We start from the raw sequence: 14,387 nt of genomic DNA on the forward strand, positions 1-14,387 counted from the left end.
TTGACCCATGGGAAGCCGATAGCGGTGGGAGGTGCTATACCAGCGTGGCGATGATGGCACGCAGCGTAGGGATGCCCCAGCCCTTTTCCGAAGATGTCACGACAATCTCCGGGTAGGCAGCGGGGTGTTTGCTCAGCGCGTCTTTCACCTGTGACAGGATCTTTGCGCGTTCGGCTTCCTTGACCTTATCCGCCTTGGTCAGCACGACCTGAAAGGTGACGGCGGAACTGTCGAGCAGGGACATGATCTCATCATCGACCTTCTTCACGCCATGGCGCGCGTCGATCAGCACGAAGGCGCGGCGCAGGGTCTGGCGGCCCGAGAGGTATTGTTTCAGCAGGCGCTGCCACTTCTCGACCACTGGCAGCGGCGCATTGGCATAGCCATAGCCCGGCAGGTCGACGAGGTAGTGCTCTTCCCCGGCGGTGAAAAAGTTGATCTCTTGCGTCCGGCCCGGCGTGTTCGAGGCCCGCGCCAGCGCTTTCATCCCGGTCAGGGCGTTGATCAGCGTCGATTTCCCGACGTTGGAGCGCCCGGCAAAGCAGACCTCCATCCGGTCGGGGGGCGGCAGCCCATCCATCGCCACCACGCCTTTGACGAATGTCGTCTCACCGGCGAAAAGCATCCGGCCCTTCTCGGCGCTCGGGGCGTCCGGCTCTTCGGCGATGGTGTAGTTCACTTGCATCAGATCAGCTCCAGTTCGTCGCCCACGGCGATCTCTCCGCCCTTGGTGACGGTCAGGGTAACACCGAAATCCCGGTGACCCAATTGGTCGAGTGCGGCGAGCGTGTCCACGTCGCGCGCGCCGGTGTCGGTGTTTACGGTGGTGGCAAGGCAGCGGGTGATGCGTTTGGACACATGCAGCCGTGCTTCGCCGATTTTCAAGTCGCGCCCCAGCCAGTCGAACTCGGCCCAAGGGGCGGCGCCGTCAAACCAGATGTTGCCGCGCCAGCGGGCGGTTTGCAGCGGGGCAGCTGCCAGTTCTTCGACGGCGCGATGGGAGGTGAGGCTGTTGAGCGACAGCGTCGGCTCCGCGCTGTCGGTATAGCCGCGGCCATCAAGGCGGAGGATATCCACCGGGGCAGCGCGGCCTTCGGCCACCAGCGGGCGCACCCAGTCGAGGAAGGCAGCCTGTTCGCGATCCGGCTGAAAGGTGATTTCGCCGCGCGCCGGATGGCGCAGGGTGAGCATCTCAGTGGTCTCATCCAGCTTGGCTTTGATCGCCTGCAACTGTGGCGAAGAGGCCCCCCGGGTGAAATTCAAACACCGCGCCCAATCTCCCGGCGCGGCTTTGGAGGCGTCATGGGCCACGGCCCAGAGCCGGTCGTAGGGCATGGATTGCCCGGCGCGCAGGGTCACTCGCTCAACCGTCTCGCGGCCATGGGCCTTGAGCGGATGCCGGTTGAGCGCGGTGACCTGCATCACTTTTTCGACTTGCCCGATTTGGGCTTGGCATCCGCATTGGCGGCAGCGCTCTTGGGCGTGCGTTTGAAGCCGCCTTTGATGTTGCCCCAGAGGTCAGGTTTGTACCCCTGGCTGCGCATGATCAGATATTGCTGGGTGAAGGTGATCGTGTTGTTGGCGATCCAGTACACCACCAAGCCGCTCGCGAAACCGCCCAGCATGAACATGAAAACCCATGGCATCCATGCAAAGATCATCTGCTGTGTCGGGTCGGTGGGCGCCGGGTTCAGCTTTTGCTGCAGGAACATGGAGATACCCAAGAGCAGCGGCAGGATGCCGATGAAGATCAGCGCCAGCATCGAACCCGGCTCGGGCGCGGCATAGGGCAAGAGGCCCCAGAGGTTCATGATCGACGTCGGATCGGGCGCGCTGAGGTCTTGGAACGGGCCAAAGAAGGGCGCGTGGCGCAGTTCGATCGTGACGAAAATCACCTTGTAGAGCGAGAAGAAGATCGGGATTTGCAGCAGGATCGGCAGGCAGCCCGCAGCAGGGTTCACCTTGTTCTTCTTATAGAGCTCCATCATGCCCTGTTGCATCTTCTGACGGTCGTCGCCCGCTTCTTTCTTCAGCTTTTCCATCTCGGGCTGAAGCTCTTTCATCCGTGCCATGGAGACGTAGGATTTGTACGCCAGCGGGAAGAGGACCGCCTTGATCAGCAGCGTCAGGCCGATGATGGCAACACCCATGTTGCCGATAAGCTTGTTCAGCTCATGCAGCAGCCAGAAGATCGGCTTGGTCAGGAAGAAGAACCAGCCCCAGTCGATGCTGTCGATGAATTTGGCAACACCGGAGGATTGGTAATCCTGAAGGGTTTCCCATTCCTTGGCACCGGCGAAAAACTTGCTGGAGGTGCTCACGCTTTCGCCTGCCGCGACCGAGCGGGTCGGCTGGCGGGTGAAGGCGCGGTAGGTGTCCGCGCGCGGATCATAGGTGAGCGCCTGTTCAAAGGTTTCGCCCGCGTCGGGGATCAGCACCGCCTGCCAATAGTGATCGGTAAAGCCGACCCAGCCCTCGGTGACGCCTTCGGTGACCACGGCGGGGCGGCCCCAGGTGCTGTTCACATCGGCTTCGGCGATATCGTCCCAATCGACTTCGGCAAGTTCACCATTGGCCATGGCCACGGCGCCTTCATGCAGGATGAAGAAGCTTTTCAGGTCTTCGGGCAGCCCGTGCTGCGCGATCATGCCGAAGGGGGCGAGGTTCACCGCGCCTTCGCCGTTGTTGGTCACGCTCTGGGTGATGTCGAACATATATTGGTCATCGACCGAGATGGTGCGGGTAAAGACCTGCCCGGCGCCATTGTCCCAAGTGAGGGTCACGGGGCTGTCGACGCCTAGCGTTTCGCCCTCGCTCAGGGTCCAAAGCGTGTCGACACCCGGCACGGCATCGGGGGCGAGGCCCGAACCGGCGGCCCAACCGTGCAGCGCATAGTAAGCATCGCTCGACCCTTCGGGGGAGAGCAGGGTCACGATTTCGGCATCCGCGTCGAGCGTGGTTTGGTAATCGTTCAGTTTCAGATCGTCGATCCGACCGCCCATGAGCGAGATGGAGCCGCTGACCTTGTCTGTCGCGATTGCCACGCGGGGCGCTGCTGCCAGTGCCGCGCGGCGGCCTTCGGGGGCGGCGCCTTCGCCATCTTCCGTGCCGGGCGCGGCAGCGGTATCGGCGGTGGAGGCGGGAACCGAAGTGCCCTCGACAGTTTGGCTGATCTCGGTACCGGCTTCCAATGCTGGGTCGGCTTCAGGGGGCGGGAACAGAAGGAACCACACGAGGATGACGGCAAAGCTGAGCGCCGTGGCAAGGATGAGATTCTTGTTCTGTTCGTCCATGGGGACCGCCACCTGATGTCTTTGAATATCACGGGGGTTCAACAGAGTGCGGGGCCAAAGGTCAAGTGGAATCGGGCGGGATGAAGGGGGATGCAGGGTGGTTTTGGTCCATCTGGCATGGGTTTTGCGGAGTTTCGCCGGGGGCGGTTGCGGGGGTGCGGTGGCCCCAGCATTGAACGGGGCAGGGGGCAGAGGGCGTGGCCGTACTTCGGGGCGCGGGGTGTTCTCCTCTGCCTGAGACCCTTCGGCCGTCGCGACCACCGTCGCTTAATGCTCCGGGCCGGTGCTAGGCACAGAGCCCGCTAGGTGGCACGCCCATTCATGATGCGCGGCACGTCTTGCAGTTTCGCGTTGTGGCGGGCGATCCAATCGAGTGTTTGCTCAAACGGCATGGGGCGGGCGATGCCGAATCCCTGCACATGGTCACACCCGAGTTGGGCGAGCAAGACATGCTCCCCACCGTTTCCACCCCTTCGGCAAGGGTCTCAATGCCCAGTCGTTCGGCCATGGTGAGAATGGCGCTGATCATGCGCTGCTGGTCGGGGTCGCGGTCGGCCTTCATGACGAAAGAGCGGTCGATCTTGATCCGGCTGACGGAGAAGCGGCGGATGGATGCGATGGAGGCATGGCCCGTGCCGAAGTCGTCAAGATCGATGCGGCAACCGAGCTTGCGCAGGGCATTGATATTGCGGGTGATCACATCGTCGGCGGTTGAGGCGACGACGGTTTCCAGCACTTCGATGGCGAGCCGGTCGGGGGACAGGTCGAACCGGTCCAGCTCCCAAGTGATTTTGTCGATGAGCCGGGGGTTGGCAAGTTCGCCCCCGGCGAAGTTCACCCCGATCTGCGGTACTACGGTGCCGGAGCCATCCCAGGCTTTGAGGGCGGCGAAGGCGTGGTACATCATGACTTCGGCCAAACGCTCCAACAGGCCGGCCTCCTCGACGGCGGGCAGGAAATCCGAAGGGGGGATCATGCCCTGTACCGGGTGGTTCCAGCGCGCCAAGGCTTCAAAGCCGGTGATCTGGCCTGTGTCGGTTGAGATTTGCGGCTGAAACCATGGTTGTATTTGGCCGCTGTCTAAGGCCTGCGCGACCTCTTCGCGCAGTTCGGCGCGGCTTTCGCTTTCCCGGCGCATCTGGTCGGAAAAGGCGCGAATGGAGGAGGGGCCGCGCCGCTGCGCGCTGCGCAGGGCGGTGGCGGCGGCGGCAAGCCATGCGGCGGCATCCCTGCCCGGGGTGCGGGTGTTAAGGCAAAAGCCGACGGAGGCCGTGAGGTAGATCGTAACCCCATCGACGAAAAACGGTTCTTCCAAGGCGGATTGTAGCCGCCCGGCCAGTTGAATGCAGAGTTCAAGGTCAAGCTGCCGTACCGGGGCCGTGCAGACGGCGAACCGCGCCTCTCCCATCTTGCCGATGAGATCATCGTCGCGCAGGGCGCCCTGCAATCGTTCGCCGCTTTGCCGCAGAACCGTGTCGGCGGCGGTCTGACCGTGGCGTTCGATGATTTGGTCAAGCCCTTCGAGCGCAATGAAACATGTGGCCGACAAACGCCCCCGAGATTGGGCGGTTTGAAAAACTTGTTCTGTCAGCTCCTCAAAAGCGCTGCGCTGTAGGATGCCGCCGAGCGCGTCTCGGGGTGCCTGAGAATTCCCGCCAAAGCGCTGCCCCGCAAGAAAAAGAAGCGGCAGCGCGGCGGAGGCGGCGATCAGGGCCATTTCGCCGCCGATCCAAAAGGCCAGCAACGTCAGCGCGGGGAGGAAGGCCAAAGCAGCCTGACCGCTGAGCAAAGCGGCGAACGACTGGTGCAGCTGCGTGAGCCCGGAAAGCCGGTGAATTGCCATCGCGATATCCCTTCCCAATACGCGCAATGCCTGCGCTGACGGGGGAGGGATATCGCCTTTAGGGTGTGCTGTGGGTTAACAGAACCCGCTTTTTTGCGGATTATTATCTAAAATTGTTCTTGCTCCGTACCCTCAACGTTCCGCATGAGCCCGGCGAAGTCAAAAAGCTTGGGATCCAGCAGGTGCGAGGGGCGGGCGTTCATCAGCGCGCGGAACATGACTTGCCGACGACCGGGGCTATTGGCCTCCCACCCGTCGAGAATCGCCTTCACCTGTTGGCGCTGAAGCCCGTCCTGCGAGCCGCAAAGATCGCAGGGAATGATCGGGTAGTTCATCGCCGTGGCGAAGCGTTCGCAATCGCTTTCCGCGACATGGGCGAGGGGCGGTAGACGAAAAGATCGCCTTCTTCGTTAACCAATTTGGGCGGCATGGTCGCCAGTCGTCCGCCGTGGAAAAGGTTCATGAAAAAGGTTTCGAGGATGTCATCCCGGTGATGCCCCAGCACCACGGCAGAGCAGCCCTCCTCCCGCGCGATCCGGTAGAGATTGCCCCGGCGCAGGCGGGAGCAGAGCGCGCAGAAGGTGCGCCCGGCGGGGACCTTGTCCATCACGATTGAATAGGTGTCTTGATATTCGATGCGATGCGGGACGCCCATCTTTTCAAGGAATTCCGGCAGCACGGTCGCCGGGAAATTTGGCTGCCCCTGATCGAGGTTGCAGGCCAAAAGCTCGACCGGCAGCAGGCCGCGCCATTGCAGCTCATGCAGAACCGCCAGCAGAGTATAGCTGTCTTTGCCGCCCGATAGGCAGACCAGCCATTTCGGCTTGGGTGCGCCTTGGGCGGTCGGCTCCACCATGCCGTATTGATCGATCGCCTCGCGGGTCATGCGGACGATGCGTTTGCGCAGTTTCTTGAACTCGGTGCTTTGCGGTGCGCCGGCAAAGAGGGGGTGAATCTCGTCGGTTTCGTCCAGCATCGTCGGTCTCTCACTATCAGCTTGGCTTCACCTAGGGCATTTTGCCCCTTTGCCGCAAGCGCGGCGCTAATCGGGAACGTTGTCGATCCCGCTTTGCCCCCAAGGGTGGCAGCGCGCGATCCGGCGGGCGGCCAGCCATCCGCCCCGCAGCCCGCCGTGTTTTTGCAAGGCTTCCAACGCATAGGCGCTGCAGGTGGGCTGATAGCGGCAGTTATGCCCGACCCATGGGCTGAAGATCAGCCGATAGCCGCGCACGGGCAGGGCAAGAAGCGCGGCCAAGGGAGTCATTTTCGGACCCCGTGCAGAATATCCAGCGCGCGGGCCAGATCGGCGAGCAATTGATCAAAGGGCAGGGTGGCTGTCGCCTCGCGCCGCCCGACAAAGACATAGTCCATGCCCGCGCGCCCCGCCTGCGGCAGGGTGAGCCGCGCGATCTCGCGCAGGCGGCGCTTGGCGCGGTTGCGGGCCACGGCATTGCCGACCTTCTTGGAACAGGTGAATCCCACGCGAATGGGCGCCGCGCTGGGCTCATCCTCCCGGCGGGGGCGCATTTGCAGAATGAAGCCGGGGGTGGCCACGCGTTTGGCGCGGCTGGCACGTTGGAAATCCGCCCGTTTGGTCAGGGTCTCCAGACGCAGAGAAACCGCCGGGGCAGGGTTCCCCTTCGTGGCGCAAGTGCCATTCAAGGGTGCCTCCGGCGGTGTCATATTCTGGTTCCGAAGATCGAGGGCGCTTATGCGCTCAGCGATTTCCGGCCCTGTGCGCGGCGTGCGTTGATGATCTTACGGCCGGCTTTGGTGGCCATGCGCGCGCGGAAACCATGGCGCCGCTTGCGCACGAGGTTCGAGGGTTGAAAGGTGCGTTTCATCGCTCCGTCTCCATCTAAAGCTGGCTGGGCACGGAATCACTTGAAGGTTCCACCGCGGCCAGCGTCAATTCAAGCCCGTCCTCTAATGCGGCGGGGCGCGCAAGTCAAACCCCCTGACAGGGAAAAACCGCGCTTTGCAACAAAATGCCGGTTTGCGGGGCCGGAATTGTTTCAGTTCACCCCGTAACTTTGCAAAATCGCCCTTTCCCGCACAAGTCCCATCAAGCGCGCGTGAGGAGCCTGTTCCCGCGCCCCGCTTCACGCCATCATTGAGGAAAGCGAAATTGGTCTGATGCAGGCCCAAGGAAGTGTGAAAATGAGCCGCAATGACCAAAGTAAACCCGCGCTGATGCGCTATCTGCCCCTTGCGCTGATCGCGGTCGTCGCTGCCATCGGGGCCTTTACCCTGCGCGATTACCTGAGTTTCGACGCGCTGCGTGACAATCGCGAGGCGCTGATCGCCTTTCGCGACAGCAACTACCTGCTGACCGCGCTGGTCTTTGTCGCCGCCTATGTGGTGATCGTGGCTTTCTCCCTGCCGGGGGCCACGGTGGCCACTTTGACGGGCGGCTTCCTCTTCGGGCTGTTTCCGGGCGTGCTTTATAACGTCAGTGCTGCGACCTTGGGCGCGGTGGTGATCTTTCTGGCCGCGCAATGGGGCCTTGGCGCACGGTTGAAAGACCGGATGGACGCCTCCGAAGGTATGGTGCGCAAGATCAAGGCGGGGATCGACGACAACCAATGGTCGATGCTCTTCTTTATCCGGCTGGTGCCGGTGGTGCCCTTCTTTGTCGCGAATCTGCTGCCGGCCTTCCTTGGCGTGCCGCTGTTTCGCTTCGTGATCTCGACGTTTTTCGGGATCATGCCGGGGGCCTTGGTCTTTACCTCGGTGGGCGCAGGGCTAGGTGCGGTTTTCGCCCGGGGTGAGTCGCCCGACCTTGGGATTATTTTCGAGCCGCATATTCTATTGCCCATTCTGGGCCTTTGCGTGCTGTCGCTGCTGCCCGTGGCGATCAAGACATTTACCGGTAAGAAGGATCTGCTGAAATGACCAACCGTATCAAGACCGACGTTCTGATCATCGGCGCAGGCTCTGGCGGGTTGTCGGTGGCGGCGGGGGCCGTGCAGATGGGCGCGGATGTGACCCTTCTGGAAGGGCATAAGATGGGCGGCGATTGCCTGAACTATGGCTGCGTGCCCTCCAAGGCGCTGATCAAGACCGGCAAGACCGCCTATACCCAGCAACACAGCGCGCAATACGGGGTGGAGGCTGCCGCCGGGGCGGTGGATTACGCCGCTGCCAAGGATCACGTGGCGGATGTCATCTCGCAAATCGCGCCGGTCGACTCGGTTGAGCGGTTCGAGGGCTTGGGCGTGCGGGTGATCCGCGAATACGGACGTTTCATTTCCGATAAAGAGGTGCAGGCGGGCGATACCATCATCACCGCGCGGCGCATCGTCGTGGCCACCGGCTCCTCTCCGCTGGTGCCGCCGATTCCGGGGCTGGCGGATGTGCCCTATGAGACGAATGAGACCCTCTTTGATCTGCGCGAGAAGCCCGAGCATCTGATCATCATCGGTGGCGGCCCCATCGGCATCGAGATGGCGCAGGCGCATGTGCGGATGGGCTGCAAGGTCACCGTGATCGAAGGCAGCCGCGCGCTTGGCAAGGATGACCCCGAATTGTCCGAGGTGGTGTTGCAGACCATGCGGGACGAAGGCGTGGTTTTCGAGGAAGGCAGCGATGCGGCCAAGGTCAGCGGTGCGGCGGGGGCGATCACGGTCGAGACCAAGGATGGCCGCGTGATCAAGGGCTCGCATCTGCTGATGGCCGTGGGGCGCAAGAGCAACATCGACCGGCTCGATCTGGATAAGGCCGGGGTGGAGACCACCAAGGCAGGCATCAAGGTCGACGACAGCCTGCGCAGCAGCAACCGCCGGGTCTATGCCATCGGCGATGTGGCAGGCGGGCTGCAATTTACCCATGTGGCGGGCTATCATGCCGGGGTGGTGATCCGCTCAATCCTTTTTGGCTTGCCGAGCAAGACGAAGCTGCACCATATCCCATGGGTCACCTATGCCGCGCCGGAACTGGCGCAGGTGGGGCTGACCGAAGCGCAGGCGCACGAAGAGCATGGCGACAAGCTGGAGGTCGTGCGGTTCCACTATAACCACAACGACCGCGCGATTGCCGAGCGTCAGACCAAAGGGTTCATCAAAGTCATGGTGGTCAAGGGCCGCCCGGTGGGGGCCAGCATCGTCGGCCATCAGGCGGGCGAATTGATCACCCTGTGGTCGCTTGCGCTGGTCAATAAGATGAAGATGAGCCAGATTGCTGCTATGGTTGCCCCTTACCCCACGATCTCGGAGATTAACAAACGCGCGGCGGGGGCCTATTTCAGCCCGCGCCTGTTCGAAAGCGCTCTGGTCAAAACGGTGGTGCGCGCCGTGCAGCGCCTCTTGCCCTGAGATCGCCCATGATCCACTCGCTTTCTGGCCGCCTGCTGATCCTCACCACCATCTTTGTGATGCTGGCCGAAGTGCTGATCTTTGTCCCCTCCATCGCGCGGTTCCGCGAGGAATATATGCTGACGCGGTTGGAGCGGGCGCAGATCGCCTCGCTGGCGCTTTTGGCCGACGATATGCTCGACCCGGAGTTGGAAGAGGAACTGCTGCGCAACGCCGAGGTGTTCAACGTGGTGCTGCGCCGGGATGAGGCGCGGCAATTGGTGCTGGCCTCCCCCATGCCGCGCATGGTGTCGCAGACCTATGATTTGCGCGATGCCTCGGCGACGGTCTTGATCCGCGATGCGATGTTGCGGCTGTTCCGCCCGGGGAATGAGGTGGTCCGCGTGATCGGCGCGCCGGTGCGCGAAGCGGGGCTGCTGATTGAGGTCACGATGGAGACAGCGCCCATGCGTGTCGCCATGCTCGATTACGGGATTCGCATCCTCATCCTTTCAGCGGTGATCTCGGTCATCACGGCGGTGCTTTTGTTCTTTGCCATGCGGGCCTTGCTGCTGAAACCGATCAAACGGGTGGCGGGGCATATGCAGCGCTATGCCGCGGCGCCCGAAGATGCGCGGCGGATCATTGAGCCTTCTGCCAGCGTGACCGAGTTGCGCGAGGCCGAAGAGGCGCTTCAGAAGCTGCAAACCGACCTTACGCAGGCGCTCAAACAGAAAGAGCGTTTGGCCCAATTGGGCAGCGCCGTCAGCAAGATCAGCCACGATCTGCGCAACATCCTCACCTCTGCCCAGCTGTTCACCGACCGGATCGAAATGTCCGAAGACCCGACCGTCAAGCGCATGGCGCCCAAGCTTGTGGGGTCGATCACCCGGGCGGTGCACCTATGCGAATCGACGCTGGCCTTCGGCAAGGCCGAAGAGCCGGGGCCGACGCTGACGCTCATGCCGCTCGAAGAACTGGTGGAAGAGGTCATAGACGGCGAACGCCTTGCCGATCCCGAAAGCATCGTGCGCTTTGCCGCGGATATTCCCGCGAATCTCACCGTGCGTGCGGACCCTGAGCAAATGTACCGCGTGCTGGCCAATCTCATGCGCAACGCCCGGCAGGCGATCACCGCCACCGGCAAACCGGGCGAGGTCTATCTGCGGGCCGAGGATATGGGCGAGGCATGGTGCATCACTGTCAGCGATACCGGCCCCGGCCTGCCACCCAAGGCGCGGGAGCATCTCTTCACCGCCTTTCAGGGCGGGGCGCGCAAGGGTGGCTCCGGTTTGGGGCTGGTAATCGCCTCTGAACTGGTGCGCGGCCACGGCGGCAGCCTTGCACTGCGCAACAGCGGGCCGGAAGGCACGGTTTTTGACATAACACTGCCCAAGGGGGACGGCGCCCTGTAGATTTTTGAAGAAAATTGCATTTCCTTGAAACGAGGGCTTGCAACTCCCCGGGGCTAAGACTAAACCCCCGCTCAGTGGACCGATAGCTCAGCTGGATAGAGTACCTGACTACGAATCAGGGGGTCGGGGGTTCGAATCCTCCTCGGTCCGCCACTACCCAAAATTGAAGAACCTAGCCCTTTCGGGGCGTCTTATCCGTCTCGCGGCGGGTTGTAGAAGCCCGTGTCGCGGTAGGGCTGGTCAAAGGCGTGATCCATCAGTTCCAGATGGTCTTGGCCGTAATACATGTCACCATTCAGAAAATAGCTAGGCGAGCCAAAGATGCCGCGGGCGATCGCCTCTTCGGTGTTTTGCGTGTGGATTGCCTGGACATCCTCCTCCATCGCCCGTGCGATCAGCCCGTCGCAATCGGGATCGACCGCTTCTGTCGCGCGGCGCAGATGCGCGGGATTCGCGAGATCGATATCATCGCGCCAATGGGCCTGAAGAATCGCAAAGGAAAGCGCGTCGACATCCCGCCCCGCCTGAGCGGCGGCGATCAGGTAGCCGTTTGCAAGGTTCAGCGGGTTGTCGTGGTGGGTCGGGCGGTGGTTGAGAATCTCCAGCCCGCGATACTGCGCCCAACGCTCAATCTCTCGGCCGAAGAAATAGTCTATGTAATGGGGCGTGAAACCGCGGAAATGGCTGACACGGCCTGAGGCGATCACGGGGGTGAGGTCAAAGGGACGATGCATCAGCCGCGCACCGCGGGCCGCGCAAATCTCCAAGAGCTTACGATGCCCCAGATAGGCATAGGCGGAATGGGCGGAATAGAAATATTCAATGGTGTCCAAGGTCGGCTCCCTCCGGTTTTGCCAGCATCATGGCGGAAACCGACGGGGAGACAAGAACGGGGGCCGAAAGCCGAGTGCGGAATCGCGGGTGTGGTCGCAACAGGATGCTTCTAGCCGCGATGACGCTTCAATACCGGCGGTTATGCAATCTGTTCGCCCGGGGCCGGGGCGCGATTGCGCGGACCTTCCGAGGCTGGGGGCGTTGCTTGGCCATGAATGCCACTGCCGCCACCGCGGCCATGATCAGGATCAAGAGTTCGTAAGTCCACATGAGCCATTCCTCCTAGGGCATGTTCATAAGGTTAACCTTAGCGATGCCCGATGGGTTCCGTCTTGGCCGGGATGGTGGCGGCCTTTGGCCGGGGCCGCAAGTCAAAAAGGCCACCGCATTTCTGCGACGGCCTTCTTCCGGCAGTGCCCGCTCCGGGCGTCAGCCCATTTGCCGCACCACGGCCATGGTGGCGATGGCGGGTAGGGTCAGTAGCGCGCCGATGGGCCTGAAATCTTCTTGGAAATGCCGCGCGAAATGCAGCACTGCGGCTAAAAAGGCGGCCAAAGCGGCGAAAATACGCGCGCTTTGGCCTGGAGGGAGACGGAGAGAGAGAAGAGAGTGGAGCGCGCGGTCAGGAGGTGCCGCGTGCCGTGTTTTCAAAGATGCTTTTCATATGGCTGTCGAACTCGTTCCAAGTGATGACAGCCCGGTTGCCCGCATGGCCGTGATAATAGGACCGGCCCGTCGAAGTGGGCAGCCCGGCCCAGATGCGGGCGAGGTTTTCCATGAAACGATGGCGGCTGATCTTGCCCTTCATGAAGGGGGTAAACCCCGCATCTTCGAGCAATAGATCGGCCAGCAGGTCTTGGACCTGCGGAGTGAACCGGTCACTCTTGCTTAGCCCCGCTTCGGCGACGAGCGTTTTCAAAGTGTTGGGGATGAACTGGTAGCGCCCGATGGCATGGGGCTGGCCGGGGGTGGCCTTGATCCAGCGATAGATTTCGCCGATGGTCATGCTTGTGGGGCGCTTGGGCGGCTTGACCCGCGCCCCATGTTGCACCGCGTCATAGCCTTTCGCGCCCGCCTCTGCCGAGGCGATGACATGACGCACCGCCGCCGATGGGCCACCGCGCGGGGGCAGGGTCAGTTTGCGGGGGGCCTGAGCATGTTTGACAGGCGTCTGGATCATGGCCCGGTTAAGGTGGATCCGCGCATCCGAGGCGGAGGGCGACAGGGCGAAGTTCAGGCCGGTGACGGCGATCTTGCGGCTGTCGAAACGGGCGAAATCATTTGCATTTGCCGCGCCGGAGAGGGTGGCGGCGATCAGGCAAAAGGCAGTGCTGGCAGCGAGCTTTTTCATCGGAGTTTCCCATCGGGCTGGAGGTTTGCATTGTCCCTGATCATGCGCCTTCAAAATCGATATTTCATTAATGCGGACAGCTAGTTAGCGTCTCGAAAGGATAGTCGGCCCGGCGCTTGGAGTAGGCCGGGTCGACTTTGGAGCGACGCCGCGCTCTGAAAGAGAAATGAGCCACGTTCCAGATGCGCTTGGAACGTGGCTCTCCCTCGGGGCTGAGTCTCCCGGTCAGCTTCCGAGGAACTGGTCGAACTGGGTCCAGAGTGAGTTGTCCAACAGCAGGTTGAACCGGAAATAGAACCCTTCGTCATAGAGGTTGCTTTGCCCTGCCACCCGGCCACGGGCCTTGTTGTAGCCGAGCGCCAGCAGGACACCTTCGCGCGGGGTGAAGCCAAATTCGGCGCCGATCCCGTTGGAAGAATTGCCCTCGCTGTCCCACAGATGCGTGGCGTTGAGGCCGAGTTGGAAACGGTCGTCGCCGAATTCGTAGTTCAGACCGCCTTGGATCAACTGCGTGGTGGTATTGGCCCGCGCGCCGGCATTGGTGCCGATCTTCTGATGCTGGCCGGCATATTTGCCGTTGATCCGCAGGTCGGCGTCGATCTCGTAATTCGCGTCGATCGACCACAGATGCGTTTCCGTGCTGGCGTGTTTCTCTTCCAGCCGGTGCTCGTACCACGCCAGCACATCCAGGCGGGCGTTGTCCTTAGGGCGATAGGCGGCCCCGATGCGGGTGCGCATGCGGCGGGAGTTCTCGCCCTCGCGGCGGTCAAGCGCGGCACGGCTGCGGGCCAGAACGGTCAGCTCAGGGGTGACATTGCCCGCGATGCCGAAGCTGGCATAATGGGTCTTGCCGCTCTCTTCCCAAGTGGTTTCCAGCTCGGCATCGCCGACCCAGTCACCATCCGCCGATTCCCAGCTTGTGCCGATGGCAAAGGAGGTGAGCTCCCCGTCATTGGTCTCAAGGTTGCGCGAATGCTCAAGGTCGGCGCGCAGATTGGTGCTCTCGTTGATGTCCCAATCGACCGACAGGCCCTGAACCATGGTGGTGTCGCTGGTGCCGCTGGCCTTGGTCATCTCGGTCCGGCCGGTGACCCATTCGTTCATCGTATAGGTGAAGCCATAGGCCGCGCGGGTGACCAGAGCGTCGCTGCCGAACTGAAGCTCGATCTCGTTATAGACGCGCCAGCCGTTCTTGGGCTCGTCGTAAAGGCCGAGGGTCAGTTCGGTGGGGGCGTCACCGCTGAGCGGGGCGCGCAGCTTGGCCTCGATCACGGTGCCGGGGCGGGCCGCTGGGGTCCAATGCGCGCCGAGGATCAGGGCGGTGTCGCTCTCGCTGCCGCTGGCGGTGCGGTCCCGGCT

12 protein-coding genes, 1 tRNA gene and 2 pseudogenes are annotated in these 14,387 nt (G+C 62.3%); 4 read left to right on the forward strand and 11 right to left on the reverse strand.

Annotation, left to right across the window (positions count from 1 at the left end; all coding sequences use genetic code 11):
* Positions 1-34: 34 nt before the first annotated feature.
* The 8 genes and pseudogenes from yihA to rpmH form a co-directional block, all read right to left on the reverse strand.
* Positions 35-685, reverse strand: coding sequence for a ribosome biogenesis GTP-binding protein YihA/YsxC (yihA, locus tag CUR85_RS10190; RefSeq protein WP_067263087.1), 651 nt, complete (start codon positions 683-685; stop codon positions 35-37).
* A complete protein-coding gene (locus tag CUR85_RS10195; RefSeq protein WP_067263085.1) occupies positions 685-1,422 on the reverse strand; it encodes an MOSC domain-containing protein in 738 nt (245 codons plus the stop codon). Before CUR85_RS10195 ends, yihA begins: the two co-directional genes overlap by 1 nt.
* Positions 1,422-3,293 carry a membrane protein insertase YidC gene (gene yidC, locus CUR85_RS10200; protein WP_067263082.1) on the reverse strand — a complete coding sequence of 624 codons (1,872 nt, stop codon included), beginning with the start codon at positions 3,291-3,293 and terminating at the stop codon, positions 1,422-1,424. Before yidC ends, CUR85_RS10195 begins: the two co-directional genes overlap by 1 nt.
* 302 nt (positions 3,294-3,595) lie before the next feature.
* Positions 3,596-5,136, reverse strand: a pseudogene (locus tag CUR85_RS10205) (putative bifunctional diguanylate cyclase/phosphodiesterase).
* Between the two features lie 107 nt (positions 5,137-5,243).
* Positions 5,244-6,112, reverse strand: a pseudogene (gene ttcA / locus CUR85_RS10210) (tRNA 2-thiocytidine(32) synthetase TtcA).
* Between the two features lie 66 nt (positions 6,113-6,178).
* Positions 6,179-6,400, reverse strand: coding sequence for a membrane protein insertion efficiency factor YidD (yidD, locus tag CUR85_RS10215; protein ID WP_067267460.1), 222 nt, complete (start codon positions 6,398-6,400; stop codon positions 6,179-6,181).
* Positions 6,397-6,819, reverse strand: a complete 423-nt coding sequence (rnpA, locus tag CUR85_RS10220) for a ribonuclease P protein component (protein WP_067267461.1) — start codon at positions 6,817-6,819, stop codon at positions 6,397-6,399. Before rnpA ends, yidD begins: the two co-directional genes overlap by 4 nt.
* A 26-nt stretch (positions 6,820-6,845) precedes the next feature.
* On the reverse strand, positions 6,846-6,980 hold the full coding sequence (gene rpmH, locus CUR85_RS10225; protein ID WP_007118882.1) for a 50S ribosomal protein L34: 135 nt from the start codon (positions 6,978-6,980) through the stop codon (positions 6,846-6,848).
* Positions 6,981-7,296: 316 nt separating this feature from the next.
* Between rpmH and CUR85_RS10230 the strand changes: the two genes are divergently transcribed.
* The 4 genes from CUR85_RS10230 (at position 7,297) to CUR85_RS10245 (ending at position 10,996) form a co-directional block, all read left to right on the forward strand.
* The gene (locus CUR85_RS10230; protein WP_067267463.1) at positions 7,297-8,031 is read left to right on the forward strand and encodes a TVP38/TMEM64 family protein; all 735 of its coding nucleotides are present in this window, start codon (positions 7,297-7,299) and stop codon (positions 8,029-8,031) included.
* The gene (locus CUR85_RS10235) at positions 8,028-9,449 is read left to right on the forward strand and encodes a dihydrolipoyl dehydrogenase family protein (protein WP_067267465.1); all 1,422 of its coding nucleotides are present in this window, start codon (positions 8,028-8,030) and stop codon (positions 9,447-9,449) included. Before CUR85_RS10230 ends, CUR85_RS10235 begins: the two co-directional genes overlap by 4 nt.
* An 8-nt stretch (positions 9,450-9,457) precedes the next feature.
* Complete coding sequence (locus CUR85_RS10240; RefSeq protein ID WP_067267467.1) at positions 9,458-10,843, forward strand: sensor histidine kinase; 1,386 nt, start codon at positions 9,458-9,460, stop codon at positions 10,841-10,843.
* 76 nt (positions 10,844-10,919) lie between these two features.
* Positions 10,920-10,996, forward strand: a tRNA-Arg gene (locus tag CUR85_RS10245).
* Positions 10,997-11,034: 38 nt separating this feature from the next.
* On the opposite strand, the gene CUR85_RS10250 is transcribed toward CUR85_RS10245, so the two are convergent.
* From CUR85_RS10250 to CUR85_RS10260, 3 genes are all read right to left on the reverse strand, one after another.
* Positions 11,035-11,676: a 2-hydroxychromene-2-carboxylate isomerase gene (locus tag CUR85_RS10250; RefSeq protein WP_067267471.1), complete on the reverse strand. Its 642-nt coding sequence runs from the start codon at positions 11,674-11,676 to the stop codon at positions 11,035-11,037.
* Positions 11,677-12,106: 430 nt separating this feature from the next.
* The gene (locus tag CUR85_RS10255) at positions 12,107-12,232 is read right to left on the reverse strand and encodes a hypothetical protein (protein WP_280322621.1); all 126 of its coding nucleotides are present in this window, start codon (positions 12,230-12,232) and stop codon (positions 12,107-12,109) included.
* Positions 12,233-12,299: 67 nt separating this feature from the next.
* On the reverse strand, positions 12,300-13,028 hold the full coding sequence (locus CUR85_RS10260; RefSeq protein ID WP_067267472.1) for a hypothetical protein: 729 nt from the start codon (positions 13,026-13,028) through the stop codon (positions 12,300-12,302).
* Positions 13,029-14,387: the final 1,359 nt, after the last annotated feature.

This window comes from Sulfitobacter faviae, from assembly GCF_029870955.1.
GTDB lineage: Bacteria > Pseudomonadota > Alphaproteobacteria > Rhodobacterales > Rhodobacteraceae > Sulfitobacter > Sulfitobacter faviae.

What these genes read in the sequence shown, in the direction of transcription:
- CUR85_RS10195 (WP_067263085.1), bottom strand. Translation starts at nt 1,422, where the DNA reads ATGCAGGTCACCGCGCTCAACCGGCATCCGCTCAAGGCCCATGGCCGC.
- yidD (WP_067267460.1), bottom strand. Translation starts at nt 6,400, where the DNA reads ATGACTCCCTTGGCCGCGCTTCTTGCCCTGCCCGTGCGCGGCTATCGG.
- CUR85_RS10260 (WP_067267472.1), bottom strand. Translation starts at nt 13,028, where the DNA reads ATGAAAAAGCTCGCTGCCAGCACTGCCTTTTGCCTGATCGCCGCCACC.
- yihA (WP_067263087.1), bottom strand. Translation starts at nt 685, where the DNA reads ATGCAAGTGAACTACACCATCGCCGAAGAGCCGGACGCCCCGAGCGCC.
- CUR85_RS10230 (WP_067267463.1), top strand. Translation starts at nt 7,297, where the DNA reads ATGAGCCGCAATGACCAAAGTAAACCCGCGCTGATGCGCTATCTGCCC.
- rpmH (WP_007118882.1), bottom strand. Translation starts at nt 6,980, where the DNA reads ATGAAACGCACCTTTCAACCCTCGAACCTCGTGCGCAAGCGGCGCCAT.
- CUR85_RS10240 (WP_067267467.1), top strand. Translation starts at nt 9,458, where the DNA reads ATGATCCACTCGCTTTCTGGCCGCCTGCTGATCCTCACCACCATCTTT.
- yidC (WP_067263082.1), bottom strand. Translation starts at nt 3,293, where the DNA reads ATGGACGAACAGAACAAGAATCTCATCCTTGCCACGGCGCTCAGCTTT.
- rnpA (WP_067267461.1), bottom strand. Translation starts at nt 6,819, where the DNA reads ATGACACCGCCGGAGGCACCCTTGAATGGCACTTGCGCCACGAAGGGG.
- CUR85_RS10235 (WP_067267465.1), top strand. Translation starts at nt 8,028, where the DNA reads ATGACCAACCGTATCAAGACCGACGTTCTGATCATCGGCGCAGGCTCT.